Source organism: Aeromonas sp. 2692-1, assembly GCF_013085505.1.
Taxonomy (GTDB): Bacteria; Pseudomonadota; Gammaproteobacteria; order Enterobacterales; family Aeromonadaceae; genus Aeromonas; species Aeromonas hydrophila.
Genome location: NZ_CP038513.1, coordinates 552,501 through 579,130 on the forward strand (window position 1 = coordinate 552,501; position 26,630 = coordinate 579,130).

Here is a 26,630-nt window from a genome sequence, read left to right on the forward strand (position 1 = left end):
TCTTGCTTGGCAAGCAGCAGCATTCCCGGTTCTGGTTTGCGGCAATCACAGGGAGCACCATGCTCCGGATGATGCGGGCAGAAGTAGATACCATCGAGGTCCACATCGCGATCGGCCAATGACCAATCCATCCACTCGGTCAGGTTCATGAAATCATCTTCGCTGAAATAACCGCGGGCGATACCAGACTGGTTGGTGACAACGACCAGCAGATACCCTTTCTTCTTCATCAGCTGCAGGGCTTCGATGACCCCGGGCAAAAAGTGGAAGTCATCTACCTTGCTGACATAACCGGTGTCTTCGTTGATGACACCATCACGATCCAGAAAAATGGCTGGTTTGCTCACAGAAACGACCTCTATCAATGATTTCGCAAAGTATCTCACAGGCCATTTAAAGCCCCAAAAGTAAAAGGGGTGGCCGAAGCCACCCCTTTCATGTGCGTATTTAAAGTATCGATTAAGCGATAACTTTAGCTACAACACCAGCACCTACGGTACGGCCACCTTCACGGATAGCGAAACGCAGGCCGTCGTCCATCGCGATCGGGGCAATCAGGGTAACAACCATCTTGATGTTGTCGCCCGGCATTACCATCTCTACGCCTTCCGGCAGTTCGATGGTACCGGTCACGTCGGTAGTACGGAAGTAGAACTGCGGACGGTAGCCTTTGAAGAACGGGGTATGACGACCACCTTCTTCTTTGGACAGCACGTACACTTCAGATTCGAACTTGGTGTGCGGCTTGATGGTGCCCGGCTTGGCCAGTACCTGACCACGCTCTACGTCTTCACGCTTCACGCCACGCAGCAGTGCACCGATGTTCTCGCCTGCACGACCTTCGTCCAGCAGTTTGCGGAACATTTCAACGCCGGTACAGGTGGTCTTGGTGGTATCTTTGATACCAACGATTTCCACTTCTTCACCAACTTTGACGATACCGCGCTCTACACGACCGGTAACTACGGTACCGCGGCCAGCGATGGAGAATACGTCTTCGATAGGCATCAGGAACGGCAGGTCGATGGCACGCTCCGGCTCCGGAATGTAGGTGTCCAGGTGGCCAGCCAGTTCCAGGATCTTCTCTTCCCACTGAGCTTCGCCTTCCAGCGCTTTCAGTGCGGAACCACGGACTACCGGCAGGTCATCACCCGGGAAGTCGTACTCGGACAGCAGTTCGCGAACTTCCATCTCGACCAGTTCCAGCAGCTCTTCGTCATCTACCATGTCACACTTGTTCATGAACACGATGATGTACGGAACGCCTACCTGACGACCCAGCAGGATGTGCTCACGAGTCTGCGGCATCGGGCCGTCAGTCGCTGCTACTACCAGGATCGCGCCGTCCATCTGGGCAGCACCGGTGATCATGTTTTTAACGTAGTCGGCGTGACCCGGGCAATCTACGTGGGCGTAGTGACGGGTAGCGGTGTCGTATTCTACGTGGGAGGTGTTGATGGTGATACCACGCTCACGCTCTTCCGGTGCCTTGTCGATCTGGTCGAAGGCAAAAGCCTTACCACCGAAGTGCTTGGCCAGCACGTTGGTGATAGCGGCAGTCAGGGTGGTTTTACCGTGGTCAACGTGGCCGATGGTGCCGACGTTTACGTGCGGTTTATTACGCTCAAATTTTTCTTTAGACACGACGTAGTCCTTCTAGGTTAAACCCGCCTACCGTCGTAGGCGGGGAATCTTAAATTACTTGGATTTGCGCTCTTCGATCACGGCCTGGGCGACGTTGGTCGGGGCATCGTGATACTTGGCGAATTCCATGGCGTAGGAAGCACGACCCTGGGTAGCAGAACGCAGGGCGGTAGCGTAACCGAACATCTCGGCCAGCGGCACCAGGGCACGAACGATCTTGCCGGACGGACCATCTTCCATACCTTCGATCAGGCCACGACGACGGTTCAGGTCACCGATCACGTCGCCCATGTAGTCTTCGGGAGTCTCGACTTCTACTTTCATGATCGGTTCGAGCAGAACCGGGTTGGCCTTCATGAAGCCAGCCTTAAAGGCCATGGAAGCAGCGATCTTGAACGCCAGTTCGGAAGAGTCGACATCGTGGTAGGAACCGAAGTGCAGACGCACGCCCAGATCCATTACCGGATAACCTGCCAGCGGGCCGGACTTCAGCTGCTCGCGGATACCCTTGTCAACACCCGGGATGAACTCACCAGGAATGACGCCGCCCTTGATGTCGTTGACGAATTCGTAGGCTTTGCCTTCTTCCAGCGGGTACATGTCGATCACAACGTGACCGTACTGACCACGACCACCGGACTGCTTGGCGTGCTTACCTTCGATATCCTTGACGGTGTTACGAATGGTTTCACGGTAGGCAACCTGCGGCTTACCTACGTTCGCTTCTACCTTGAACTCGCGACGCATACGGTCAACGATGATGTCCAGGTGCAGCTCACCCATACCGGCGATGATGGTTTGGCCAGACTCTTCGTCAGTCCATACGCGGAAGGACGGGTCTTCCTGAGCCAGACGGCCCAGAGCCAGGCCCATCTTCTCTTGGTCAGCCTTGGTTTTCGGCTCAACTGCGATGGAGATTACCGGTTCCGGGAATTCCATACGCTCGAGGATGATCGGCGCTTTTTCGTCACACAGGGTGTCACCAGTGGTCACGTCTTTCAGACCGATGGCGGCAGCGATGTCGCCTGCGCGAACTTCTTTGATCTCTTCACGCTTGTTGGCGTGCATCTGAACGATACGGCCAAAACGCTCGCGCTTCTCTTTAACGGAGTTCAGCACGGAGTCACCGGAGTTAACCACACCGGAGTAAACGCGGAAGAAGGTCAGGTTGCCTACGAACGGGTCGGTAGCAATCTTGAATGCCAGAGCAGCAAACGGCTCGTCATCAGAAGCATGACGCTCGTCTTTGGTCTCGCCATCCAGCTTCAGACCGTCGATGGCTGCTACGTCGGTCGGAGCCGGCAGATAGTCAACCACGGCATCCAGCATGGCCTGTACGCCCTTGTTCTTGAACGCGGAGCCACAGGTAACCAGGATGATTTCGTTGTTCAGAACACGCTGACGAAGAGCTTTCTTGATCTCTTCCTCGGTCAGTTCTTCACCACCCAGGTATTTTTCCATCAGGTCTTCAGACGCTTCAGCAGCGGCTTCAACCAGGGTCATGCGCATTTCTTGCGCTTTTTCCAGCAGCTCAGCCGGGACGTCTTCGTAATCGAAGGATACGCCCTGGTCAGCTTCGCTCCAGTTGATGGCTTTCATCTTGACCAGGTCGATAACGCCCTTGAAGTTCTCTTCTGAACCGATGTTCAGTTGCAGCGGAACCGGGTTACCTTTCAGACGGGTCTTGATGTGCTCAACGCAGCGCAGGAAGTTGGCACCGGTACGGTCCATCTTGTTGACGAACGCGATACGGGGAACCTTGTACTTGTTAGCCTGACGCCATACGGTTTCAGACTGTGGCTGTACGCCACCTACGGCACAGTACACCATCACGGCGCCATCCAGAACACGCATGGAACGCTCTACTTCGATAGTAAAGTCAACGTGGCCCGGGGTATCGATGATGTTGATACGGTGCGGTTGGAACTGTTTGCCCATACCGGACCAGAAAGCGGTGGTCGCGGCGGAGGTGATGGTGATACCACGCTCTTGTTCCTGTTCCATCCAGTCCATGGTGGCGGCGCCATCGTGAACTTCACCGATCTTGTGACTTACACCGGTGTAAAACAGAACGCGCTCGGTAGTAGTAGTCTTACCGGCGTCGATGTGAGCGGAGATACCGATATTACGATAACGCTCAATGGGGGTTGTACGAGCCATTGTCATCCTCTTACTAGGGCACTTGTCCCCAGATAATTAAAGGTGCGCAGAGCCAAAAGACCCTGCGCAAGCGGATTACCAGCGGAAGTGAGCGAAAGCCTTGTTCGCTTCAGCCATACGGTGTACGTCTTCACGTTTCTTGACAGACGAACCCTTATTGTCAGCGGCATCCAGCAGCTCGCCAGCCAAACGCTGAGCCATTGATTTTTCACCACGTTTACGAGCGGCATCAACCAACCAGCGCATTGCCAGGGCATTGCGGCGAACCGGACGAACTTCTACCGGTACCTGATAGGTTGCACCACCGACACGACGAGATTTAACCTCGACGGCCGGACGAATGTTGTCCAGGGCTTCTTCGAATACGGCCAGGTGCTCTTTGCCAGTCTTGGTGGCAATGATGTCCAGCGCGCCATATACGATGGCTTCGGAAACAGATTTCTTACCGTCAACCATTACTACGTTGACAAATTTAGCCAGCAGCTCTGATCCGAACTTGGGATCCGGCAGGATTTTACGCTGACCAACAACACGACGTCTTGGCATTTCAAATTCTCCGTAACTTCAGGGGTTACCCAAAACTAGAAAGTTATCTAACTAGAAACGAATTAACGTTTGGCCTTACTTAACGGAGAACCATTAAGCTTTCGGACGCTTCACGCCATACTTGGAGCGAGCCTGCTTACGGTCTTTAACACCGGCACAGTCCAACGCACCACGAACGGTGTGATAACGAACACCTGGCAAGTCTTTTACACGACCGCCACGGATCAGAACAACAGAGTGCTCTTGCAGGTTGTGACCTTCACCGCCGATGTAGGAGGTGACTTCGAAGCCGTTGGTCAGACGTACACGGCATACTTTACGCAGTGCAGAGTTAGGCTTCTTAGGGGTGGTGGTGTATACACGGGTGCACACGCCACGCTTCTGAGGGCACGCTTCCAGCGCCGGCACGTTGCTTTTCACAACGAGCTTGATGCGTGGCTTGCGAACCAACTGGTTAATAGTTGCCATCAAAAGGCTCCTGATAATGACTTCATAAACATGTGAAAAATCCTCCCCGCAGATACGGGGACGCGAAATTTTATGCCCTGTTGTCAAGGGAGTCAAGATTTATACAATCCGAGCCAGGAAAGGCAGTGAAGATGCCTTGGCAAATATCGGTAACCGTCTGAAATAATTAGACAAAACTGGTAGTTAGCCAGCCCAGGTCTGCGGCGAGCCTTTTTCCGCGATCAGAGCCACCAAGCCGGCCATGTCCAGATCCAACCCGATCCGTTGTTGCAACCCCCTCGCCTGCAGGTCTTCCCGCATGACATAGAGCGGCACTCCAGCCAACCGAGCACACCACTGAGGGGCCGTGGCAGCGACGACGGCATCCTGCATCAGCACCAGCACATCCTCCGGCTGGCGATAGGTCAGCGCCTGTTCCAGGTCCTGACTCTGGAAGGGAGAGGTCAATATCAGCTGTATCATGGTCACCTCAAAAGCAGATGTGGGTCGCACAAGCATCCCACTGGTGCCGGATGTCGGTGCGGGACAAGCCGGTCACGGGGATCAGCAGATCCGCCACCGTCAAGCCACGCTCTGCCAGCGAGTCGGTGCACACATAGACCTCCTCGATGTCGTAGAGCTCAAGCAGCTTGAAAGTCGGCGCATAGTGACGCTGCAAGATGGCCTGCGGCTGCTGCTCCCTGAGCAATTGCAGCACGCCATCCCCGATGAGGAACAGGGCCAGCGACTCGGTCATGGCCGAAGTGGCCAGCAGGGCATCCAGACCTTCCCGCCCGGCGGCGGTACCGTGCGGCCCACGCCGGCAAATAAACGCTATCTTGTGCATGGCTGCCTCCTAAAACTGGACGAATCGATCGGCGGTCAGGCTGGCCTCCGCCAGCTGACCCAGACCGCTCAGGCAAAATGGCGGCTCCAGGTTGAAGTGTGCCCTGCCCAACCCCTTGGCTTCCCGCTCATCCAGCACACCGCGCCGCATGGCGGCAGCGACGCACACATCGATACGGATCCCTTGCTGGTTGGCCAGTTCACGCCACAGGGCGACCAGGTTGCTCTCATCGGAGGCGGGAGCATGCAGCCCGTTGCCGTTGCAGACCCCATCCTGGTAGAAGAACAGGTGAGACAAGCGATGGCCCTGCTCGATGAGGCTCAAGGCAAAACGATAGGCGGTGCTGGCCGACTGGGTGCCATAGGCGGGCCCCGTTACCAGCAGGGCAAAATTCAGACTCATATCCGGACTCCTGCGCATGTGTTCGTCCATTCTACGCCAAACACAAAAAAGCCCCTCCTGGGAGGGGCTCTTCGTGCAGCCTTGGATCAGACGTAAGCGATGGCTTCGACTTCAACCAGCACATCCTTCGGCAGACGCGCCACTTCCACGCAGGAGCGGGCAGGAGCGGCTTCACCGAAGTAACGGGCATAAACCTGGTTGAAGGCAACAAAGTTGTTCATGTCGCTGAGGAAGCAGGTGGTCTTCAATACCTTGCCGGTATCGGCTCCCGCTTCCTTCAATACTGCAACCAGGTTCTTCATCACCTGCTCGGCCTGCGCTTCGATACCGCCAGCCACTATCTCCATGGTAGCCGGATCGAGCGGGATCTGCCCGGAGGTGAAGACCAGCTCGCCCAGTTTGGTGGCCTGAACATACGGGCCAATTGCGGCAGGAGCCTTGTCGGTTGCAATAACTTCTTTAGCCATTCTTGTCTATCCCCTTCTATGGCGCTTACTCGTTTTCGTCTTCACCCTGCTTGCGCTGTCGGATGTACAGATAAACGGTATGTTTGGAAATGTTCAGCTTGTCGGCGACCAGGTTGATCGAGTCCTTGATATCAAATATGCCCTTCTCGAACAGCTGGGTCACGATAAACCTGTTTTTAGCATTGTTGGCAACGGTCGGATCGCGGTTGATCTCGTCGATGGTGTTGTCCACCGTCTGGGCAACCAGCTCTTCCACACTGTTGGCAAAGGTCTCCGGCGACTGACGCTCGACTTGTTGCGGCGTCGGGAAAAATTCGGCGACGAACTCGTGAAAAGGCGCGTTGATGTGCAGGTTGATACAGATGAGACCGATCACCTGCTTGTCGCTGTTCCTGATGGCGATGGTACTCGACTTCATCAGGGCACCGGTACGGCTGCGAGCAAAATAGCTCTGGGTGTAATCCTGGCCGGTATTCTCGATGTCCTTGAGCATACGCAGCGCGAGATCGGTAATGGGGGCCCCCTCATTCCGTCCCGTATTGAACCCGTTGGCAATCTTGATCACGGACTCGTGCAGATTTTCCAGGGAGTGAAGCACCACTTCACAGTGCTTGCCGAACAACTCGGCCAAGCCATCGATCAGCCCATCGTATGAGCGCAACAATTCCCTGTCTTCGTCTGTAAAAGTGCGACCGATCAGTTGCTCTTCGGGAAGCATCACTTCCTCGATACCGACAGTCATGTTCTACCCCTGTAATACCCATTCAACTTTCCCGAGTTTTCAGTTGCGAGGGGTCAATGTCAACTTTTTTTGATTTTTTACTCTGCAACCTTGCTCTGGATCATCCGAATATCCGCGTGGCGTCTGGCTTTGACGAGAAAATCGACAATAAAAAAGGGCCCCATGAAGGGGCCCTTTTCATTCGCTACAGCGGAAGATTACTCTTCGTCAAAACTGCCGGCTGCGTTGAGCAGATCCGCCAGGTTTTGCTGAGCTTCATCGGCAGTCACCTGCGGCACACCAACAGCACGGGCTGCGGCGGCACGCTGGTTGATCCGGCCGTGGTGGTAGGCAAAGCCGGTACCAGCCGGGATCAGACGACCCACGATCACGTTCTCTTTCAGGCCACGCAGTTCGTCACGCTTGCCGCCAACGGCCGCCTCGGTCAGAACACGGGTGGTTTCCTGGAAGGAAGCCGCGGAGATGAAGGACTCGGTGCTCAGAGATGCCTTGGTAATACCCATCAGGATGTGACGGAAGGTGGCCGGGGTCTTGCCCTCAGCAACCAACTTACGGTTGGCAATCTTCACGCGAGCCACTTCAACCTGTTCGCCTTCGATCAGGTCGGTGTCGCCGGCGCTCAGGATCTCGCACTTGCGCAGCATCTGACGCACGATGACTTCGATGTGCTTGTCGTTGATCTTAACGCCTTGCAGACGGTAAACGTCCTGCACTTCGTTGGCGATGTAGTTGGCGACCGGGCTGATACCGCGCAGACGCAGAATGTCGTGAGCAGACTCAGGACCGTCCGCCAGCACTTCACCCTTCTCAACTTTTTCACCTTCGAACACGTTCAGGTTACGCCACTTCGGAATCATCTCCTCGTAGACATCGCCACCATCGGTCGGGGTGATGACCAGACGGCGTTTGCCCTTGGTCTCTTTCCCGAAGGAGATGGTACCGGAGATCTCGGCCAGAATTGCCGGTTCCTTCGGTTGACGTGCTTCGAACAGATCCGCAACGCGCGGCAGACCACCGGTGATGTCCTTGGTACCGCCGGACTCTTGCGGGATACGCGCTACCGCGTCACCCACGCCCACGTTGGCACCATCTTCCAGGTTCACGATCGCCTTGCCCGGCAGGAAGTACTGGGCGGCGACATCGGTACCCGGGATCATCACGTCCTTGCCGTTCAGGTCGACCAGTTTAACGGTCGGACGCATCTCTTTACCGGCGCTCGGACGCTCGTTGACATCCAGCACGACGATGGAGGAGAGACCGGTCAGCTCGTCGGTCTGACGAGTAATGGTCACGCCATCGATCATGTGTTCGAAGTGCAGGCGACCCGCTACTTCGGTGATGATCGGGTGAGTGTGCGGATCCCAGTTGGCGACGGTTTCACCGGCGTTCACGGCCTGGCCATCTTTCACTTCCAGCACGGAACCGTAAGGCAGCTTGTGGCTTTCCTTGGTACGGCCCATCTCGTCCATGATGGTCAGTTCGGTAGAACGGGAGGTGATAACCAGTTTGTCATCGCTGTTGTGAACGAACTTGGCGTTCTGCAGCTTGATGCTACCGGTGTTCTTGACCTGGATGCTGCTCTCGGCAGCGGCACGGGATGCGGCACCACCGATGTGGAAGGTACGCATCGTCAGCTGGGTACCCGGCTCACCGATGGACTGGGCGGCGATAACACCGACAGCCTCACCCTTGTTAACCAGGTGACCACGGGCCAGATCACGGCCGTAGCAGTGAGCACAGTTACCGAAGTCGGTCTCACAGGTGATGGCAGAACGAACCTTCACGCGGTCAACGGAGTTGCGCTCCAGCAGGTCACACAGCTGCTCGTCGAGCAGGGTGTTGCGTGCTACCAGCACTTCGTCTTCAGTACCCGGCTTGATCACGTCATCGGCAACCACACGGCCCAGCACGCGCTCACGCAGCGGTTCGACCACGTCGCCACCTTCGATCAGCGGAGTCATCCACAGACCTTCGGTAGTGCCGCAATCGTCCTCGGTGATCACCATGTCCTGTGCCACGTCAACCAGACGACGAGTCAGGTAACCGGAGTTCGCAGTCTTCAGTGCGGTATCCGCCAGACCCTTACGAGCACCGTGAGTGGAGATGAAGTACTGCAATACGTTCAGACCTTCGCGGAAGTTCGCGACGATCGGGGTCTCGATGATGGAGCCATCCGGCTTGGCCATCAGGCCACGCATACCGGCCAGCTGACGGATCTGGGCTGCGGAACCCCGCGCACCAGAGTCGGCCATCATGAAGATGCTGTTGAACGAGGCTTGCTCTTCTTCTTCACCCAGCGAGTTGACGTTACGCTCTTTGGACAAGTTCTCCATCATGGCCTTGGAGACGCGCTCGTTGGCGCTGGCCCAGATATCGATAACCTTGTTGTAGCGTTCGCCTGCGGTCACCAGACCGGACAGGAACTGGTCCTGGATCTCGGCAACTTCGGCTTCTGCAGCAGCGATGATGTCTTTCTTGGCATCCGGGATGACCATGTCATCGATACCAACGGAAGCACCGGACAGGGCCGCATAGTGGAAACCGGTATACATCAGCTGGTCAGCGAAGATGACGGTGTCCTTCAGGCCCTGCTTGCGATAGCAGGTGTTCAGCAGACGGGAGATGAGCTTTTTGCCCAGCGCCTTGTTGGATACGGATTTGATCCAGTTCTGCGGGTTGGCATCCAGGTCAGCCTGCTCTGCAGCAGTCAGCACCTTCGGCTCGTCGATCAGCGCGTATTCCATGCCTTTCGGCAGGATCAGGCTCAGGATCGCACGACCAACGGTGGTGTTCTTCATCTCGGTGTGAGCACGCAGCGAACCGTCTTCCTGACGCAGGTATTCGGTGATGCGAACTTTCACGCGAGCATGCAGATCGGCCAGACCGGCGCGGTATACCTTCTCGGCTTCTTTCGGGCCGGACAGCACCATACCTTCGCCCTTGGCGTTGATACGGGCACGGGTCATGTAGTACAGACCCAAGACCACGTCCTGAGACGGAACGATGATCGGCTCACCGGAAGCAGGCGACAGGATGTTGTTGGTGGACATCATCAGCGCACGCGCTTCCAGCTGGGCTTCCAGGGTCAGCGGTACGTGGACCGCCATCTGGTCACCATCGAAGTCCGCGTTATAGGCGGCACAGACGAGCGGGTGCAGCTGGATGGCCTTGCCTTCGATCAGGGTCGGCTCAAACGCCTGGATACCCAGACGGTGTAGGGTCGGTGCACGGTTCAGCAGAACCGGGTGTTCGCGGATCACTTCGTCCAGGATGTCCCAAACGACAGCTTCTTCGCGCTCCACCATCTTCTTGGCGGCCTTGATGGTGGTCGCCAGACCGCGGGATTCCAGCTTGCCATAGATGAACGGCTTGAACAGCTCCAGCGCCATCTTCTTCGGCAGACCGCACTGATGCAGACGCAGAGTCGGACCTACGGTGATAACGGAACGACCGGAGTAGTCGACACGCTTACCGAGCAGGTTCTGACGGAAACGACCTTGCTTACCCTTGATCATGTCGGCCAAGGATTTCAGCGGGCGCTTGTTGGAGCCGGTGATGGCACGACCACGACGGCCGTTGTCCAGCAGGGCATCGACGGACTCTTGCAGCATGCGCTTTTCGTTGCGCACGATGATGTCCGGAGCAGCCAGGTCCAGCAGGCGCTTCAAGCGGTTGTTACGGTTGATCACGCGGCGGTACAGATCGTTCAGATCGGAGGTCGCGAAACGGCCGCCGTCCAGCGGTACCAGCGGACGCAGGTCCGGCGGCAGCACGGGCAGCACTGTCATGATCATCCACTCCGGCTTGTTGCCGGACTGCAGGAAGGCTTCCATCAGCTTCAGGCGCTTGGTGGTCTTCTTGCGCTTGGTCTCGGAGTTGGTCTGATCCAGCTCTTCGCGCATGGTGCGCACTTCGCCTTCCAGATCGATGGCGCGCAGCAATGCCAGGATTGCTTCGGCACCCATCTTGGCGTCGAATTCGTCGCCCCACTCTTCCAGTGCGTCCAGGTACTGCTCTTCGGACAGCATCTGGCTGCGCTCGAGGTTGGTCATGCCGGGTTCGATCACTACATAGGATTCGAAATACAGCACGCGCTCGATGTCACGCAGGGTCATGTCCAGCAGCAGACCGATACGGGACGGCAGGGACTTCAGGAACCAGATGTGGGCAGTCGGGCTGGCCAGCTCAATGTGGCCCATACGCTCACGACGGACCTTGGTCTGGGTCACTTCTACGCCGCACTTCTCACAGATCACACCACGGTGTTTCAGGCGCTTGTACTTGCCGCACAGACACTCGTAGTCCTTCACCGGTCCGAAGATACGGGCGCAGAACAGACCATCACGTTCCGGCTTGAAAGTCCGGTAGTTGATGGTCTCAGGCTTTTTGACCTCACCGAATGACCAGGAGCGGATCATGTCAGGAGAGGCCAGACCGATCTTGATACTGTCAAACTCTTCGGTCTTGGTCTGAGCCTTCAAAAACTTGAGTAAGTCTTTCACGTGTTTCCCCTGTCAGGAGTCTAACCTCGGCGCCCCTTTCGGGGCGCCCACGTCAATTCTCGAACAATAAGAGCGAGCTCTTACTCTTCGTCCAGCTCGATGTTGATACCCAGAGAGCGGATTTCCTTCAGCAATACGTTGAAGGATTCGGGCATGCCCGGCTCCATACGGTGGTCGCCATCCACGATGTTCTTGTACATCTTGGTACGGCCATTCACATCGTCAGACTTGACGGTCAGCATCTCCTGCAGGGTATATGCCGCACCGTAAGCCTCCAGGGCCCACACTTCCATCTCACCGAAACGCTGACCACCGAACTGTGCCTTACCACCCAGCGGCTGCTGGGTAACCAGGCTGTAAGAACCGGTAGAACGCGCGTGCATCTTGTCGTCTACCAGGTGGTTCAGCTTCAGCATGTACATGTAACCCACGGTGACCTTACGCTCGAAGGCGTTACCGGTACGACCGTCGAACAGGGCGATCTGACCGGATTCCGGCAGGTCGGCCAGCTTCAGCAGGGCCTTGATTTCACGCTCTTTGGCGCCATCAAAGACTGGCGTAGCGACCGGCAGACCCTTGCGCAGGTTACCGACCAGGGTACGTACGTCATCGTCGGACAGCTCGGCCACGTTCACTTGCTGGGTGTCTTTCTCGCCCAGGTCATAGACCTGTTGCAGGAAGTCACGCATCTCGTGCAGTTCGCGCTGTTCCTTGACCATGCGATCGATCTTCTCGCCGATACCCTTGGCCGCGAGGCCCAAGTGCACTTCGAGGATCTGACCGATGTTCATACGGGACGGTACGCCCAACGGGTTCAGAACGATGTCGACCGGACGGCCGTACTCGTCATGGGGCATATCCTCGACCGGACAGATCTTGGAGATAACACCCTTGTTACCGTGACGACCCGCCATCTTGTCACCCGGCTGGATGCGACGCTTGACGGCCAGATAGACCTTGACGATCTTCAGTACGCCCGGCGCCAGGTCATCGCCCTGGATGATCTTGCGACGCTTGTTCTCGAATTTCTTGTCGAACTCGGCCTTCAGCTCAACGTGCTGTTCAGCGATCTGTTCCAGCTCGATTTGCTTGGCTTCATCTTCGATGGCCAGTTCAAACCACTTGGAGCGATCGAGCTTGTTCAGGCGGTCTTCGCTGTAACCGGCGGCCAGCAGCAGGTTGCGGGAGCGGCCGAAAATGCCGTCTTCCAGGATCTTGAACTCTTCGGTCAAGTCCTTCTTCGCTTCCTTCAGCTGCATCTCTTCGATTTCTTTGGCGCGCTTGTCTTTTTCCACGCCATCGCGGGTAAAGACCTGCACGTCAACCACGGTACCGTACACACCGTTCGGCACACGCAGAGAAGAGTCCTTCACGTCGGACGCCTTCTCACCGAAGATGGCGCGCAGCAGCTTCTCTTCCGGCGTCAGCTGGGTTTCACCTTTCGGCGTTACCTTACCGACCAGAATGTCGCCGCCCTTCACTTCGGCACCCACGTAGACGATACCGGACTCGTCCAGCTTGGACAGAGCGGCTTCACCCACGTTCGGGATGTCAGCAGTGATCTCTTCCGGACCCAGCTTGGTGTCACGGGAGATACAGGCCAGTTCCTGGATGTGAATGGTGGTCAGGCGATCTTCCTGAACAACACGCTCGTTCACCAGGATCGAGTCTTCGAAGTTGTAACCGTTCCACGGCATGAACGCGACGCGCAGGTTCTGACCCAGCGCCAGTTCACCCAGGTCGGTGGACGGGCCGTCAGCCAGCACGTCGCCCGCCATCACGGGCTCGCCCAACATCACGCACGGACGCTGGTTGATACAGGTGTTCTGGTTGGAACGGGTGTATTTGGTCAGGCTGTAGATGTCGATGCCGGCTTCGCCAGGCAGCAGCTCATCTTCGTTGACCTTGATAACGATACGGGAGGCATCGACGTAGTCGATCATGCCGCCACGCTTGGCCACTACGGTAACACCGGAGTCAACGGCCACAGCGCGTTCCATACCGGTACCAACCAGCGGCTTGTCGGCGCGCAGAGTCGGTACAGCCTGACGTTGCATGTTTGACCCCATCAATGCGCGGTTCGCGTCATCGTGTTCCAGGAACGGGATCAGGGCCGCTGCCACAGATACGATCTGCTGCGGGCTCACGTCCATATACTGGATCTGGTCGGCGTTCATAAAGGTGGATTCACCTTTGTGACGGCACGGGATCAATTCATCTTTCAGACGGCCATCTTCGGTGGTCGCGGCGTTAGCCTGTGCGATCACGTACTTGCCTTCTTCAATAGCAGACAGATAGTCCACTTCGTCGGTGATCACACCGTCAATGACCTTGCGGTACGGGGTCTCGAGGAAACCGTACTCGTTGGTACGAGAGTACACGGACAGAGAGTTGATCAGACCGATGTTCGGACCTTCAGGCGTTTCGATGGGGCACAGACGACCGTAGTGGGTCGGGTGTACGTCTCGAACTTCAAAGCCGGCACGCTCACGAGTCAAACCGCCCGGGCCCAGCGCAGAGATACGGCGCTTGTGGGTCACTTCGGACAGCGGGTTGTTCTGGTCCATGAACTGGGACAGCTGGCTGGAACCAAAGAACTCTTTGACTGCGGCGGAGATCGGCTTGGCGTTGATCAGATCCTGCGGCATCAGGGTGTCCAGGTCGCCCAGGGAGAGACGCTCCTTGACCGCACGCTCGACACGCACCAGACCGACGCGGAACTGGTTTTCAGCCATTTCACCGACAGAACGGATACGACGGTTGCCCAGATGGTCGATATCGTCCACCTCGTCATTGCCGTTACGGATGTCGATCAGGCGCTTCATCACATCGACGATGTCGTCTTTGGTCAGAGTACCCACGCCGGTCTCGTCTTCACGAGCCAGACGGCGGTTGAACTTCATCCGACCTACGGTAGACAGGTCGTAACGCTCGGAAGAGAAGAACAGGTTCTCGAACAGCTGTTCTGCGGCTTCGCGAGTCGGCGGCTCACCCGGACGCATCATGCGATAGATTTCGACCAGAGCTTCCAGGCGGCTGGAGCTGGAGTCGATACGCAGGGTCTCGGACATGTAGGCACCGTGATCCAGTTCATTGGTGAACAGAACCTCGAAGTGCTTGAAGCCGGCTTGGGAGAGGTTGGCTACCGCTTCCAGGCTCAGCGCCTGGTTGGCAGTCACTACCATCTCGCCAGTTTGCGGATGTGCGTAGTCCTTGGCAGCAACTTTGCCAACAACATACTCAACCGGCACCTCAATCTGGGTAACGGAATCTTTTTCCAACTGACGGATGTGACGCGCAGTCACTCGACGACCGGTCTCAACCACCACGGCGCCATTGGCCACGATGTCAAAGGTCGCAGTTTCACCACGCAGGCGCTCCGGCACCAGATCCATCATCAACTTGCCATCTTTGACTTCGAAACCGATGGTCTCGAAGAAGGTGGCCAGAATCTGTTCGGAACTGAAATCCAGGGCACGCAGAATAATGGATGCCGGCAGTTTACGACGACGGTCGATACGGACAAACAGGTTGTCTTTCGCATCGAACTCGAAGTCCAGCCAGGAGCCACGGTAGGGAATAACGCGCGCGTTATACAGCACCTTACCGGATGAATGTGTTTTGCCTTTATCGTGGTCGAAGAAGACGCCCGGGCTACGATGCAGCTGGGAGACGATTACCCGCTCGGTACCATTGATAACAAAGGTGCCGTTCTCGGTCATGAGCGGAATTTCGCCCATGTATACTTCTTGTTCCTTGATGTCTTTGACGGTGCCGGCAGCTGCTTCACGGTCGTACAGAACCATACGAAGCTTGACACGCAGCGGCGCGGAGTAGGTCACTCCACGGATCTGGCATTCTTTTACGTCAAATACCGGCTCACCCAGGCGATAGCTGACATACTGAAGCTCAGCACTACCGGAGTAACTGGTGATCGGGAAAACGCTACGGAAAGCGGCCTCTAGGCCATATTCACCTTCCGGGTCAGCCTCGATGAACTGCTTGAAGGAGTCCAGCTGAATGGACAACAGATAAGGCGTGTCCAGTACCTGGTCTCGCTTACCGAAGTCCTTACGAATGCGTTTTTTTTCGGTATAAGAGTAAACCATAGGGTTCCTCAGCTCGCTGATAAGTGACCCACTCTGTCCCACGGGACAGCTCTGTCTCAACACCGTTTTGTGTTGGCCCGGACGAATGAAAACAGTCCGGATTGCTGGTGCACCGAGAGTCGTAAACGGTGTGAAATGCTCTCAGTCTACAGCGCAAAAAGGCTGGTGAACAAAAATTCACCAGCCCTAGCCTGTTTTATCAGGCTAATCTACATAAATGCAGATTATTTGATCTCAACAGAAGCACCGGCAGCTTCCAGCTCTTTCTTCAGAGCTTCAGCTTCGTCTTTGGAGACGGCTTCTTTCAGGTTAGCCGGAGCAGCTTCTACCAGGTCTTTGGCTTCTTTCAGGCCCAGACCGGTGGCGCCACGAACGGCTTTGATGACGGCAACTTTGTTGGCACCGGCAGCAGTCAGAACTACGTCGAACTCGGTCTTCTCTTCTACTGCTTCAGCAGCAGCCGGGCCGGCCATTACGGCAGCAGCGGCAGAAACACCGAACTTCTCTTCCATAGCTTCGATCAGCTCAACAACTTCCATTACGGACATGGAAGCAACGGCTTCGATGATTTGGTCTTTAGTGATAGACATGACAAAAATTCCTGATGTTGAATAAACTCAAACAGCCTAGATAGGCGAGAATCAAGCAGCAGCTTGTTTCTGGTCGCGAACAGCAGCGATAGTACGAACCAGCTTGCCAGCAGAGGCTTCCTTCATGGTAGCCATCAACTTCGCAATTGCTTCTTCGTAAGTCGGCAGCGTGGCCAGACGATCAATTTGTGCTGCGGCGATAAACTCACCGTTAAAAGCGCCAGCCTTGATTTCGAACTTTTGGTTCGCTTTGGCAAACTCTTTGAACAGACGAGCGGCAGCGCCCGGGTGTTCGTTAGAGAAAGCAATCAAGGTAGGACCGGTAAATGCGTTGTTCAGGCACTCGTATTCGGTACCTTCTACCGCGCGACGCAGCAGGGTGTTACGCACAACGCGCATGTACACACCGGCTTCACGAGCGGTTTTACGCAGGACGGTCATCTTGTCTACAGTCACGCCGCGAGAATCGGCAATTACTGCAGAAAGAGCGCCTTTGGCAGCTTCGTTGACTTCAGCAACAATTGCCTTTTTGTCTTCGAGTCCCAATGCCATTGGCTTAACTCCTGGATTGAATCCGGGTCAAATGACCCAGTACTGACACATCCCCCCTACCTTTACAACAGAGGGGAACGATGCGGTAGCAGGATTCCAGAAGAGAAAGAATCTTTCTCGCTGGGTTTCCGGCACCGTCTACGCAGGAAGTATTAAGGCCTTACAGCCTCCTGCGGTCTTGGACGGAGGTCGAAGCCCCCAACCAATCAAGGCGCAAAATTATAGATTAAATTTTGCGCCTTGTAAAATCCATCAATTAGGCCTGAGCTTCCAGAGAAGCTTGGTCTACGGCAACACCGGCACCCATGGTGGTGGAGATGCTGACTTTTTTGATGAATACACCCTTGGCGGAAGACGGCTTGGCCTTTTTCAGGGCAACCAGCAGAGCTTCCAAGTTTTCTTTCAGCTGAACTTCATTGAAAGAAACCTTGCCCAGGGTGGTGTGAATGATACCGTTCTTGTCATTACGGTAACGAACCTGACCAGCCTTGGCGTTCTTGACGGCTTCGGCAACGTTAGGAGTTACAGTACCAACTTTCGGGTTCGGCATCAGACCGCGCGGGCCCAGGATTTGACCCAGCTGACCAACAACGCGCATGGCATCCGGGGATGCGATAACTACGTCGAAGTTCATCTCGCCTTTCTTGACCAGATCGGCCAGATCGTCCATACCAACCAGTTCAGCACCGGCAGCTTTGGCAGCTTCGGCGTTGGCACCTTGGGTGAATACGGCTACGCGCACTTCGCGACCGGTACCGTGCGGCAGTACAGTTGCACCACGTACGTTTTGGTCGGATTTACGAGCATCGATACCCAGGTTAACGGCAACGTCAACGCTTTCAACGAACTTGGCAGTAGCCAGTTCTTTCAGCAGGGCAATGGCTTCGTTGATGGAGTACTCTTTGGTACCGTCAACTTTTTCGCGAATAACGCGCATACGCTTGGAAAGTTTTGCCATTGTCTTAATCCTCCACTACCAGGCCCATGGAACGAGCGGAGCCGGCGATGCAACGTACTTTTGCATCCAGATCGGCACCGGTCATATCCGGCTCTTTGGTCTTGGCGATTTCTTGCAGCTGAGCCACAGTCACCTTACCAACCTTGTCTTTGTTCGGCTTGGCAGAACCAGACTGGATACCAGCAGCTTTCTTCAGCAGGAAGGCAGCGGGCGGAGTCTTGGTTTCGAAGGTGAAGGAACGGTCGCTGTAAACGGTGATCACGACCGGAGTCGGTGAGCCTTTTTCCAGCTTTTCTGTACGGGCGTTGAACGCCTTACAGAATTCCATGATGTTCACACCGTGCTGACCCAGAGCAGGACCAACGGGAGGGCTGGGGTTAGCACTGCCAGCCTTAACTTGCAGCTTGATATAAGCTGTGACTTTCTTAGCCATTACAAAAATACCTCAGAAATGGGTTCTAACGCCTCGGAGACATGCTCCTGCAAACGGCTCCCCAACTAATAAAGGGGCAGCGAATTATAATGACATTCGCTGCCCCTGACAACCGTTAACGAACAGAGTTTAATCAGCCCTTTTCGACCTGACCAAAATCCAGCTCTACCGGTGTAGAACGACCGAAGATCAAAACGGAGACCTTCACGCGGCTCTTTTCGTAGTCCACCTCTTCAACGGTACCGTTGAAGTCGGCGAACGGACCATCGGCAACCCGCACCATTTCACCCGGTTCAAACAGGGTTTTCGGACGCGGCTTGTCGTGGGCATCTTGCAGACGATTGAGGATGGCATCCGCTTCTTTATCAGAGATAGGAGCAGGACGATCAGAGGTGCCACCAATGAAACCCATGACGCGCGGTACGTTGCGTACCAGGTGCCATGTGGTCTCATCCATGATCATCTGAACCAGGACGTATCCCGGGAAAAACTTGCGCTCACTCTTGCGCTTCTGGCCAGCGCGCATCTCGACCACTTCTTCGGTCGGGACCAGCACTTCACCGAACATGTCTTCCATGCCATGCATCTTGATATGTTCACGCAGGGATTTGGCAACACGGCCTTCATAGCCGGAAAACGCCTGCACCACATACCATCTCATACGTTGTTCACGTTGTTCAGTCATGGCTTATCCTTACACACCGGTAATCAGGTTGACCAACCAGACCAAGGCACCGTCCAGAATGAACAGCAACAGCCCCATCACGGCAGTCACCGCCAGCACAATCAGGGTTGTCTGAATGGCTTCCTGACGGGTCGGCCATACGACCTTGCGGACTTCCAGGCGAGACTCACGGGCAAATGCCAGTGTCGCCTTTCCCTTGGTGGTTTGCAGGGCTACTGCACCGGCAGCAGCAATGACAACGACCACACCCAGGGCGCGGACGGCAGCGACGACATCGTTGAGCAGGTAATTACCCACTACAGCGGCCGCCAGGATAATGAAAACCAGGCCCCAAAGCAGGGTATCCTTGCTTCCGCCCTGGCTCTCAGAACTAACACTCATACAACCCACCTGTATCTGACGTAACCAAAGACACAAAAGCCCCGTACGAGACGAGGTATATGGCAGGGGCGGCAGGACTCGAACCCGCAACCATCGGTTTTGGAGACCGCTGTTCTACCAATTCGAACTACGCCCCTGCATAAGAAAGCCCCTATTATAGGGGCTTTGCTTTATTTATGTAAGCCAAAGATTAAGCGATAACTTTAGCTACAACACCGGCACCTACGGTACGGCCACCTTCACGGATGGCGAAACGCAGGCCGTCGTCCATCGCGATCGGCGCAATCAGGGTAACAACCATCTTGATGTTGTCGCCCGGCATTACCATCTCTACGCCTTCCGGCAGTTCGATGGTACCGGTCACGTCGGTAGTACGGAAGTAGAACTGCGGACGGTAGCCTTTGAAGAACGGGGTATGACGACCACCTTCTTCTTTGGACAGCACGTACACTTCAGATTCAAACTTGGTGTGCGGCTTGATGGTGCCCGGCTTGGCCAGTACCTGACCACGCTCTACGTCTTCACGCTTCACGCCACGCAGCAGTGCACCGATGTTCTCGCCTGCACGACCTTCGTCCAGCAGTTTGCGGAACATTTCAACGCCGGTACAGGTGGTCTTGGTGGTATCTTTGATACCCACGATTTCCACTTCTTCACCAACTTTGACGATACCGCGCTCGACACGACCGGTTACTACGGTACCACGGCCAGCGATGGAGAATACGTCTTCGATAGGCATCAGGAACGGCAGGTCGATGGCACGCTCCGGTTCCGGAATGTAGGTGTCCAGATGGCCAGCCAGTTCCAGGATCTTCTCTTCCCACTGAGCTTCGCCTTCCAGCGCTTTCAGTGCGGAACCACGGACTACCGGCAGGTCATCACCCGGGAAGTCGTACTCGGACAGCAGTTCGCGAACTTCCATCTCGACCAGTTCCAGCAGCTCTTCGTCATCTACCATGTCACACTTGTTCATGAACACGATGATGTACGGAACGCCTACCTGACGACCCAGCAGGATGTGCTCACGAGTCTGCGGCATCGGGCCGTCAGTCGCTGCTACTACCAGGATCGCGCCGTCCATCTGGGCAGCACCGGTGATCATGTTTTTAACGTAGTCGGCGTGACCCGGGCAGTCTACGTGGGCGTAGTGACGGGTAGCGGTGTCGTATTCTACGTGGGAGGTGTTGATGGTGATACCACGCTCACGCTCTTCCGGTGCCTTGTCGATCTGGTCGAAGGCGAAAGCCTTACCACCGAAGTGCTTGGCCAGCACGTTGGTGATAGCGGCAGTCAGGGTGGTTTTACCGTGGTCAACGTGGCCGATGGTACCCACGTTAACGTGCGGTTTATTACGCTCAAATTTTTCTTTAGACATGATCGTCCCTCTAAACTAACGCTGAGTACGCGGTGGCAAGCTAACCACAGAACAGTTTATATGATGGATTTGAATCTGGTGGGGAAGAGAGGCTGGTGCTGACAGGCAGGTTCGATTGCCGAACTCACCCTAAGGTGTGGCTCTGCTATCGCCTGAGCCGTATCAGCATCTTGGAGCGGGCAGCGGGAATCGAACCCGCATCATCAGCTTGGAAGGCTGAGGTAATAGCCATTATACGATGCCCGCATTTCTCTAACCCAAAGAACTCAAACCGCAGAGAAATATGGTGGAGGGAGAAGGATTCGAACCTTCGAAGGCTGAGCCGTCAGATTTACAGTCTGATCCCTTTGGCCGCTCGGGAACCCCTCCGCTACATAAATGCCACAACGGTAATTCTGCTTGCACCCGTTGTTTTATCGCTTTTGCCGAGCAAATAGACGACAGACATCTAAGCGTCGCGCATTTTATGGTAAGCATTTTGGGGATGCAACCATTGCGCCTTGCAAAATGTGCATTATTGCCGGGAACCAGGCAAAAAAGGACTCACTCTCCGCTCGAAACCGTCGCTTCTCTTGTCGCTCCCCACCCCTTGGTGTATGGTCGCCCTGCCCAAGAAACAGTGATGACACCATGACGACAGAGCATAACCCCTATCTGCAATTCACCCGCGAACAATGGGCGTTATTGCGCGACTCGGTCCCTTTGACCCTGACCGAGCACGATCTGCAGACCCTGCGCGGGATCAATGAAAAGGTGTCATTGCAGGAGGTGGAAGAGATCTACCTGCCCCTCTCCCGCCTGCTCAATCTCTACGTCAAGGCCAAACAGCGCCGCAGCCGGGTACTGGAACAGTTTCTCGGTCAGTCCCGCGGCAAGGGTACCTACATCATCAGCATCGCCGGCAGCGTGGCGGGCGGCAAGAGCACCACGGCGCGCATCATGCAGGCATTGCTGGAGCGCTGGCCGGAACACCCGCGGGTGGAGCTGGTCACCACCGACGGCTTTCTCTATCCAAACAAGGTGCTGGAAGAGCGCGGCCTGATGCGCCGCAAGGGCTTCCCGGAGTCCTACGACATCCGTCATCTGGTGGAATTTGTCGCCAACATCCGCGCTGGCCACGAAAAGGTCGAAGCGCCCGTCTACTCCCACCTTATCTACGACATCATCCCTGATGAGAAGAAGGTGGTGGAGCAGCCGGACATCCTGATCCTCGAAGGACTCAATGTACTGCAGAGCGGCATGGATTATCCGCAAGAGCCTCACCGGGTCTTCGTCTCCGATTTCGTCGACTTCTCCATCTATGTGGATGCCGAGGCCGAGCTGCTGCGCACCTGGTATATCGAACGCTTCCTCAAGTTTCGCAGCGGTGCCTTCTCGGATCCCGACTCCTACTTCCACCACTACGCCAAGCTGGCGGAGAGCGAAGCAACCAAGATCGCCAACAACATCTGGCAAGATATCAACTATCTGAATTTGAAAGAGAACATACTGCCGACCCGGGAGCGGGCCAACCTGATCCTGACCAAGGGCAACGAGCACGCCATCGAGCAGATCAAGCTGCGCAAATAGCGGCTACCAACACGAATCAACATGAAGAGGGGGCCCGCAGGCCCCCTCTTCTATTCATGACGATCGCCACCGCCTTCAGTCGCCCCGGCGCAGGGAGATCTCGCCGCCTAGGTAGAACTTGATCCCCTCTGCGGTCTCCAGCCGCAGGGCGCCGCGATCATCGATGCCGCGCGCCACGCCGCGGATCTCCTGCTCGCCCATCAGCAGCCGCACCGGCCGGCCGGCGAAGTGATCGAGCCGGTTCCAGTCCGCCACGAAGCTGGCGAGGCCACTCTGTTCGAAGGTGAGCATGGCCTGCTGCAGGTGATCGAGCACCCTGCCGGCCAGCAGATTGCGATCCACCAGTTCCGGCTGGATGTGGCGCAGTTCGGACCAGGCCTGATCGATCCGCTCCCCCTCCCGGCTCGGCATCGCCAGATTGAGGCCGACCCCGATCACCAGATGGCAGCTGGCACCTGCACTGCCGCTCATCTCCACCAGAATGCCCGCCAGTTTGCGGCCCTGATAGTAGAGGTCATTGGGCCATTTCAGCTCCACCCCCGGATAACCGAGGGATTCCAGCGCCTGCACCACGGCCACGCCGACCGCCAGGCTCAGTCCCATGGCGGCCGCCATGCCCTGCTCGAGCCGCCAGTACATGCTGAGGATCAGCTGGCAACCGAAGGGGGAGACCCAGGGCTTGCCGCGGCGGCCACGACCGGCGGTCTGACACTCGGCCAGGCAGCTCTCGCCGGAGCTCAGCTGGTTGACCCGCTCCAGCAGATACTGGTTGGTGGAGTCGATGACCGGGAAGCAGTGTACCGGCGCCATGGGCGCCAACGCCTGCAGCTGCGCCTCGTCATAGAGCGCCATCGGCACCGCCAGCCGATAGCCCTTGCCGGTCAGGCTGAACAAGTCCAGCCCCAGCTCCTTGAGCGCGGCCATGTGCTTGCTGACCGCCGCCCGGCTGATGCCAAGCTGCTCACCCAGCTGTTCACCGGAGTGAAACTGGCCGTCGCTGAGCAGGGTGATCAGGGTCTGTCTGATGGGGGTCAGGGTCATGAGAGCACCTCGTCGAGCCAAGTTTCACCGCTGCGCCCCATGAAGCGCACCTCGTGTTCCAGCAGCACGCCGAACTTCTGCTCCACGCTGTCGCGTACGTGAGCCGCCAGGGCGATCAGCTCCACGGCGCTGGCACCGCCCAGGTTGACCAGCACCAGGGCCTGCTCCTGATGCACGGCGGCGCGGCCGATGGCAAACCCCTTGAGGCCGCACTGATCGATGAGCCAGCCCGCGGCCAGCTTGGCCTGCCCGTCAGCGGCCGGGTAGCAGGGCATGTGCGGGAATTGCTGCTTGAGCCGGTCGGCCTGCGCCGCCGTCACCACGGGGTTCTTGAAGAAGCTGCCGGCATTGCCGAGCACGGCCGGATCCGGCAGCTTGGCCATGCGGGTGGCGCAGACGGTGTCGAAGATGGCCTGCGCCGTGGGCTGCTCACCGAGCGCGGCCAGCGGGCCATAACCCGCCACCGGCTGCCAGGCCTTGGCGAGGCGCAGCCCGACGGCGGTGATGAAGTGGCTGTCCTGACAGGCGTGCTTGAAGATGCTGTCGCGATAGCCGAATCCGCAGGCGGCCGCCTCGATGCGCTCCAGCTGACCACTCTGCCAGTTGAACGCCTCCACATAGGCGCAGACGCTGGCCAGCTCGACCCCGTAGGCACCGATATTCTGCACCGGGGCGGCCCCGACCGTGCCCGGGATCAACGCCAGGTTCTCGAGCCCGAACCAACCCTGCTGCAGGCTATGGCACACCAGCTCATGCCAGTTCTCGCCGGCCGCCACGTGCAGCAACCAGTGATCCCCCTCGTCGTGCAGCGTTATCCCCTTGAGACGGTTGAGCACTACGACACCGGCGAAGTCATCGCAAAACAGCACGTTGCTGCCACCGCCCAGCACCAGCCTCGGCAGGCCGGTCAGCTCGGGGTTGGCTACCAGTTGCGGCAGATCGTCGATCCGTTCCACTTCGGCCAGCCAGCGGCAATGGGCATCGAGGGCGAGGGTGTTGAGCGTCAACAAGGAGGCGTAAGGGGTGAGTTTCATCTGCGTGTCCCGACAATGGCAAGCGGGCAGTCTACCTTATATTGCCGCCGGACGAAAAATCCGCCCCCCTTTTCGGACTCATGCCGCAGGAGTAGAGTATCCGGCTCCGATGCTTGAGGAAGTACTCATGAACAACCAATTTGCCGTCATCGGCCTGGGACTGTTTGGCAGCGCCCTGTGTGAAGAGCTGCAACGGCAGGATGCCGAGGTGCTGGCGATAGACATCGACGAGAGCAAGACCCGTCAGATAGCCACCCTCTGCAACCACGTCATCGTCGCCGATGCCACCGACGAGGCCACGGTGGCCGAGCTGGGGCTGGCCGACTTCGACATCGTCTTCGTCGCCATCGGTGACAACCTCGAGACCAGCATCCTCACCACCCTCGTCCTCAAGGAGGCCGGCGTGAAGAAGGTGTGGGTCAAGGCGCGCGACAAGTTCCACGCCAAGATCCTGCAGAAGGTGGGGGCCGACAAGGTGATCAATCCGGAGTGGGACATGGGCCGCCGGGTCGCCCAGAGCATGCTGGACAACCGGCTGTTCGACTATCTGGAGCTGGGCCACGACATGGTGCTGACCGAGTTCGTCATCGGTTTGCCGCAAAATGGCCGCACCCTCGCCGATCTGCATCTGCTGCAACAGACCGAACTGCAACTGCTGGCCATCAAGCGCGGCCAGGTGCTGCACAACGTGCTGACCGGCAAGATGGAGCTGCAACTGGGTGACATCCTGATCCTGGCGGGCAACAAGCACGCCATCGACCACTGGCTGGAAACCCTATGACCCGCTGGCGTAGCAACTACGCCTTCGCCCTGCACCGGGACGACGAGTCGCGCTGGAGCGAAGCCAAGCTGATCCTCGGCAGCTTCCTGATCATCCTGCTGGTCGGCACCCTGTTTCTGGTGCAGCCCTCCAGCCACAACGGCGAAGTGAGCTTCATCAACGCCCTGTTCACCGCCACCTCGGCCATCAGCGTGACCGGGCTCGGGGTGGTGGATACCGGCACCGCCTTCACCCTGCAGGGGCAGATTTTTTTGCTGATGCTGATGGAGATTGGCGGCCTCGGCCAGATGACCATGACCCTGCTGCTGATCGCCATGTTCAGCAAGCGGGTCGGCCTGCGCCAGCAGGTGCTGGCCAAGGAGGCGCTGGGCCAGGAGGGGTCGGTCAACATCATCCAGCTGGTGAAGCGGATCGTGCTGTTCGCCTTCATCGCCCAGCTGATCGGCACCGGCCTGATGGCCATCCGCTGGGTGCCCGAGCTCGGCTGGGAGCGCGGCCTCTATGTCAGCTTCTTCCACGCGGTCTCGGCCTTCAACAACGCCGGCTTCTCGCTGTTCGCCAACAACTTGATGGACTACCGGGATGACCCCATCATCAGCCTGACCATAGCCGCGCTGATCATTCTGGGGGGGATCGGTTTCACCGTCATCGTCGACCTGGTGCGCAACCGCCGCTGGCGCAAGCTCAAGCTGCACAGCAAGCTGATGCTGATCATGACCCCGGGCCTGCTGCTGCTGGGTACCCTGATGTTCTGGCTGCTGGAGCACAACAACCCGGGCACCCTCGGCAAGGCCTCCTTCGGCGGTCAGTGGCTGGCGGCCTTCTTCCAGTCCACCAGCGCCCGTACCGCCGGCTTCAACTCCATCGACATCGGCCAGATGGTGCCCGCCTCCCTGTTGTTCATGATGATGCTGATGTTTGTCGGGGCCGGCGCCACCTCCACCGGTGGCGGTATCAAGGTGACCACCTTCGCGGTAGTGCTGCTGGCGACCAAGGCGTTTCTGACCAAGCGCCCCCATGTCACCGCCTTCGGCCGCACCCTGTCACCCCAGATAGTGACCCGATCGCTGGCCATCATCATCGTCAGCACCATGGTGCTGATGCTGGCCATGTTCCTGCTGATGCTCACCGAGCAGCAGTCCTTCGACAAGATCATGTTCGAGACCATCTCGGCGTTTGCCACCGTGGGGCTCTCCACCGGCATCACCGCCGGTCTGAGTGAACCGGGCAAGCTGATACTGGTGCTGGTGATGATCTGCGGCCGTCTCGGCCCGCTGACCCTGGCCTTCATGCTGGCCCGCCCGAGCGAGACCCGCATCAAGTATCCGGAAGAAGCCGTCTACACCGGCTGATGACACCGGGGCC

Annotated in this window: 24 protein-coding genes and 3 tRNA genes (1 of these 27 only partly in view); 3 read left to right on the forward strand and 24 right to left on the reverse strand. The window is 57.2% G+C overall.

Translation table 11 applies throughout. The annotated features are described in order from the left end of the window. The 22 genes from gmhB to E5E97_RS02935 form a co-directional block, all read right to left on the reverse strand. Nucleotides 1-347: the 5' portion of a D-glycero-beta-D-manno-heptose 1,7-bisphosphate 7-phosphatase gene (gmhB, locus tag E5E97_RS02830; RefSeq protein ID WP_029305306.1), read on the reverse strand. Its footprint begins 196 nt before the window's first position; 347 of the gene's 543 nt are visible here — the first part of the coding sequence; it begins with the start codon at nucleotides 345-347; its stop codon lies beyond the left edge, outside the window. 112 nt (nucleotides 348-459) lie between these two features. Next, complete coding sequence (gene tuf / locus E5E97_RS02835) at nucleotides 460-1,644, reverse strand: elongation factor Tu (RefSeq protein ID WP_011707694.1); 1,185 nt, start codon at nucleotides 1,642-1,644, stop codon at nucleotides 460-462. Nucleotides 1,645-1,698: 54 nt separating this feature from the next. Continuing rightward, nucleotides 1,699-3,804 (reverse strand): elongation factor G, encoded by a 2,106-nt coding sequence (fusA, locus tag E5E97_RS02840; RefSeq protein ID WP_011707695.1) that lies wholly within the window; start codon nucleotides 3,802-3,804, stop codon nucleotides 1,699-1,701. Between the two features lie 75 nt (nucleotides 3,805-3,879). Next, a complete protein-coding gene (gene rpsG / locus E5E97_RS02845) occupies nucleotides 3,880-4,350 on the reverse strand; it encodes a 30S ribosomal protein S7 (protein WP_005306266.1) in 471 nt (156 codons plus the stop codon). A 93-nt stretch (nucleotides 4,351-4,443) separates the two neighbouring features. After that, nucleotides 4,444-4,818, reverse strand: a complete 375-nt coding sequence (gene rpsL / locus E5E97_RS02850) for a 30S ribosomal protein S12 (protein WP_005306278.1) — start codon at nucleotides 4,816-4,818, stop codon at nucleotides 4,444-4,446. 183 nt (nucleotides 4,819-5,001) lie between these two features. Continuing rightward, nucleotides 5,002-5,280: a sulfurtransferase complex subunit TusB gene (gene tusB, locus E5E97_RS02855; RefSeq protein ID WP_024945207.1), complete on the reverse strand. Its 279-nt coding sequence runs from the start codon at nucleotides 5,278-5,280 to the stop codon at nucleotides 5,002-5,004. A gap of 7 nt (nucleotides 5,281-5,287) precedes the next feature. Further along, the gene (gene tusC / locus E5E97_RS02860) at nucleotides 5,288-5,644 is read right to left on the reverse strand and encodes a sulfurtransferase complex subunit TusC (protein ID WP_016352262.1); all 357 of its coding nucleotides are present in this window, start codon (nucleotides 5,642-5,644) and stop codon (nucleotides 5,288-5,290) included. 9 nt (nucleotides 5,645-5,653) lie between these two features. Beyond that, nucleotides 5,654-6,046 carry a sulfurtransferase complex subunit TusD gene (gene tusD / locus E5E97_RS02865; protein ID WP_118880206.1) on the reverse strand — a complete coding sequence of 131 codons (393 nt, stop codon included), beginning with the start codon at nucleotides 6,044-6,046 and terminating at the stop codon, nucleotides 5,654-5,656. 86 nt (nucleotides 6,047-6,132) lie between these two features. Next, nucleotides 6,133-6,513: a RidA family protein gene (locus tag E5E97_RS02870; RefSeq protein WP_016352264.1), complete on the reverse strand. Its 381-nt coding sequence runs from the start codon at nucleotides 6,511-6,513 to the stop codon at nucleotides 6,133-6,135. Between the two features lie 25 nt (nucleotides 6,514-6,538). After that, nucleotides 6,539-7,255: a transcriptional regulator gene (locus E5E97_RS02875; RefSeq protein ID WP_005306294.1), complete on the reverse strand. Its 717-nt coding sequence runs from the start codon at nucleotides 7,253-7,255 to the stop codon at nucleotides 6,539-6,541. A 197-nt stretch (nucleotides 7,256-7,452) separates the two neighbouring features. After that, a complete protein-coding gene (gene rpoC / locus E5E97_RS02880; RefSeq protein ID WP_011707700.1) occupies nucleotides 7,453-11,757 on the reverse strand; it encodes a DNA-directed RNA polymerase subunit beta' in 4,305 nt (1,434 codons plus the stop codon). 80 nt (nucleotides 11,758-11,837) lie between these two features. Continuing rightward, complete coding sequence (rpoB, locus tag E5E97_RS02885; protein ID WP_010635847.1) at nucleotides 11,838-15,866, reverse strand: DNA-directed RNA polymerase subunit beta; 4,029 nt, start codon at nucleotides 15,864-15,866, stop codon at nucleotides 11,838-11,840. Between the two features lie 224 nt (nucleotides 15,867-16,090). Further along, nucleotides 16,091-16,456 carry a 50S ribosomal protein L7/L12 gene (rplL, locus tag E5E97_RS02890; protein ID WP_011707702.1) on the reverse strand — a complete coding sequence of 122 codons (366 nt, stop codon included), beginning with the start codon at nucleotides 16,454-16,456 and terminating at the stop codon, nucleotides 16,091-16,093. A 51-nt stretch (nucleotides 16,457-16,507) separates the two neighbouring features. Beyond that, entirely contained in the window at nucleotides 16,508-17,008 is a 501-nt protein-coding gene (gene rplJ / locus E5E97_RS02895) for a 50S ribosomal protein L10 (protein WP_011707703.1), read from the reverse strand. A 256-nt stretch (nucleotides 17,009-17,264) separates the two neighbouring features. Beyond that, complete coding sequence (gene rplA, locus E5E97_RS02900; protein WP_011707704.1) at nucleotides 17,265-17,966, reverse strand: 50S ribosomal protein L1; 702 nt, start codon at nucleotides 17,964-17,966, stop codon at nucleotides 17,265-17,267. 4 nt (nucleotides 17,967-17,970) lie between these two features. Beyond that, entirely contained in the window at nucleotides 17,971-18,399 is a 429-nt protein-coding gene (rplK, locus tag E5E97_RS02905; RefSeq protein WP_005318556.1) for a 50S ribosomal protein L11, read from the reverse strand. Between the two features lie 133 nt (nucleotides 18,400-18,532). Then, nucleotides 18,533-19,084 carry a transcription termination/antitermination protein NusG gene (gene nusG / locus E5E97_RS02910; RefSeq protein ID WP_005306318.1) on the reverse strand — a complete coding sequence of 184 codons (552 nt, stop codon included), beginning with the start codon at nucleotides 19,082-19,084 and terminating at the stop codon, nucleotides 18,533-18,535. 9 nt (nucleotides 19,085-19,093) lie between these two features. Continuing rightward, nucleotides 19,094-19,465, reverse strand: a complete 372-nt coding sequence (secE, locus tag E5E97_RS02915) for a preprotein translocase subunit SecE (RefSeq protein WP_011707705.1) — start codon at nucleotides 19,463-19,465, stop codon at nucleotides 19,094-19,096. Between the two features lie 60 nt (nucleotides 19,466-19,525). Beyond that, a tRNA-Trp gene (locus tag E5E97_RS02920) sits at nucleotides 19,526-19,602 on the reverse strand. 53 nt (nucleotides 19,603-19,655) lie between these two features. After that, nucleotides 19,656-20,840 carry an elongation factor Tu gene (gene tuf, locus E5E97_RS02925; protein ID WP_011707694.1) on the reverse strand — a complete coding sequence of 395 codons (1,185 nt, stop codon included), beginning with the start codon at nucleotides 20,838-20,840 and terminating at the stop codon, nucleotides 19,656-19,658. Nucleotides 20,841-21,011: 171 nt separating this feature from the next. After that, a tRNA-Gly gene (locus E5E97_RS02930) sits at nucleotides 21,012-21,086 on the reverse strand. Nucleotides 21,087-21,124: 38 nt separating this feature from the next. Continuing rightward, nucleotides 21,125-21,209, reverse strand: a tRNA-Tyr gene (locus E5E97_RS02935). Between the two features lie 261 nt (nucleotides 21,210-21,470). Here E5E97_RS02935 and coaA point away from each other — a divergent pair. Continuing rightward, nucleotides 21,471-22,409: a type I pantothenate kinase gene (gene coaA, locus E5E97_RS02940; RefSeq protein ID WP_011707706.1), complete on the forward strand. Its 939-nt coding sequence runs from the start codon at nucleotides 21,471-21,473 to the stop codon at nucleotides 22,407-22,409. Between the two features lie 75 nt (nucleotides 22,410-22,484). Here coaA and birA read toward each other — a convergent pair whose 3' ends face one another. Continuing rightward, nucleotides 22,485-23,450: a bifunctional biotin--[acetyl-CoA-carboxylase] ligase/biotin operon repressor BirA gene (gene birA, locus E5E97_RS02945; protein ID WP_024945204.1), complete on the reverse strand. Its 966-nt coding sequence runs from the start codon at nucleotides 23,448-23,450 to the stop codon at nucleotides 22,485-22,487. After that, nucleotides 23,447-24,484 carry a UDP-N-acetylmuramate dehydrogenase gene (gene murB, locus E5E97_RS02950; RefSeq protein WP_118880205.1) on the reverse strand — a complete coding sequence of 346 codons (1,038 nt, stop codon included), beginning with the start codon at nucleotides 24,482-24,484 and terminating at the stop codon, nucleotides 23,447-23,449. The genes birA and murB overlap by 4 nt, the downstream gene beginning before the upstream one ends. A 127-nt stretch (nucleotides 24,485-24,611) precedes the next feature. On the opposite strand from murB, the gene E5E97_RS02955 reads away from it, so the two are divergent. Continuing rightward, nucleotides 24,612-25,265: a TrkA family potassium uptake protein gene (locus tag E5E97_RS02955; protein ID WP_011707709.1), complete on the forward strand. Its 654-nt coding sequence runs from the start codon at nucleotides 24,612-24,614 to the stop codon at nucleotides 25,263-25,265. Further along, nucleotides 25,262-26,617, forward strand: coding sequence for a TrkH family potassium uptake protein (locus E5E97_RS02960; protein WP_011707710.1), 1,356 nt, complete (start codon nucleotides 25,262-25,264; stop codon nucleotides 26,615-26,617). Before E5E97_RS02955 ends, E5E97_RS02960 begins: the two co-directional genes overlap by 4 nt. Nucleotides 26,618-26,630 lie beyond the last annotated feature (13 nt).

What these genes read in the sequence shown, in the direction of transcription:
- rplL (WP_011707702.1), bottom strand. Translation starts at nt 16,456, where the DNA reads ATGTCTATCACTAAAGACCAAATCATCGAAGCCGTTGCTTCCATGTCC.
- E5E97_RS02955 (WP_011707709.1), top strand. Translation starts at nt 24,612, where the DNA reads ATGAACAACCAATTTGCCGTCATCGGCCTGGGACTGTTTGGCAGCGCC.
- rplA (WP_011707704.1), bottom strand. Translation starts at nt 17,966, where the DNA reads ATGGCAAAACTTTCCAAGCGTATGCGCGTTATTCGCGAAAAAGTTGAC.
- fusA (WP_011707695.1), bottom strand. Translation starts at nt 3,804, where the DNA reads ATGGCTCGTACAACCCCCATTGAGCGTTATCGTAATATCGGTATCTCC.
- murB (WP_118880205.1), bottom strand. Translation starts at nt 24,484, where the DNA reads ATGAAACTCACCCCTTACGCCTCCTTGTTGACGCTCAACACCCTCGCC.
- tusB (WP_024945207.1), bottom strand. Translation starts at nt 5,280, where the DNA reads ATGATACAGCTGATATTGACCTCTCCCTTCCAGAGTCAGGACCTGGAA.
- tuf (WP_011707694.1), bottom strand. Translation starts at nt 20,840, where the DNA reads ATGTCTAAAGAAAAATTTGAGCGTAATAAACCGCACGTTAACGTGGGT.
- rplK (WP_005318556.1), bottom strand. Translation starts at nt 18,399, where the DNA reads ATGGCTAAGAAAGTCACAGCTTATATCAAGCTGCAAGTTAAGGCTGGC.
- rplJ (WP_011707703.1), bottom strand. Translation starts at nt 17,008, where the DNA reads ATGGCATTGGGACTCGAAGACAAAAAGGCAATTGTTGCTGAAGTCAAC.
- birA (WP_024945204.1), bottom strand. Translation starts at nt 23,450, where the DNA reads ATGACCCTGACCCCCATCAGACAGACCCTGATCACCCTGCTCAGCGAC.
- E5E97_RS02870 (WP_016352264.1), bottom strand. Translation starts at nt 6,513, where the DNA reads ATGGCTAAAGAAGTTATTGCAACCGACAAGGCTCCTGCCGCAATTGGC.
- E5E97_RS02960 (WP_011707710.1), top strand. Translation starts at nt 25,262, where the DNA reads ATGACCCGCTGGCGTAGCAACTACGCCTTCGCCCTGCACCGGGACGAC.
- secE (WP_011707705.1), bottom strand. Translation starts at nt 19,465, where the DNA reads ATGAGTGTTAGTTCTGAGAGCCAGGGCGGAAGCAAGGATACCCTGCTT.
- E5E97_RS02875 (WP_005306294.1), bottom strand. Translation starts at nt 7,255, where the DNA reads ATGACTGTCGGTATCGAGGAAGTGATGCTTCCCGAAGAGCAACTGATC.
- tusC (WP_016352262.1), bottom strand. Translation starts at nt 5,644, where the DNA reads ATGCACAAGATAGCGTTTATTTGCCGGCGTGGGCCGCACGGTACCGCC.
- rpoB (WP_010635847.1), bottom strand. Translation starts at nt 15,866, where the DNA reads ATGGTTTACTCTTATACCGAAAAAAAACGCATTCGTAAGGACTTCGGT.
- coaA (WP_011707706.1), top strand. Translation starts at nt 21,471, where the DNA reads ATGACGACAGAGCATAACCCCTATCTGCAATTCACCCGCGAACAATGG.
- rpsL (WP_005306278.1), bottom strand. Translation starts at nt 4,818, where the DNA reads ATGGCAACTATTAACCAGTTGGTTCGCAAGCCACGCATCAAGCTCGTT.
- tusD (WP_118880206.1), bottom strand. Translation starts at nt 6,046, where the DNA reads ATGAGTCTGAATTTTGCCCTGCTGGTAACGGGGCCCGCCTATGGCACC.
- rpsG (WP_005306266.1), bottom strand. Translation starts at nt 4,350, where the DNA reads ATGCCAAGACGTCGTGTTGTTGGTCAGCGTAAAATCCTGCCGGATCCC.
- nusG (WP_005306318.1), bottom strand. Translation starts at nt 19,084, where the DNA reads ATGACTGAACAACGTGAACAACGTATGAGATGGTATGTGGTGCAGGCG.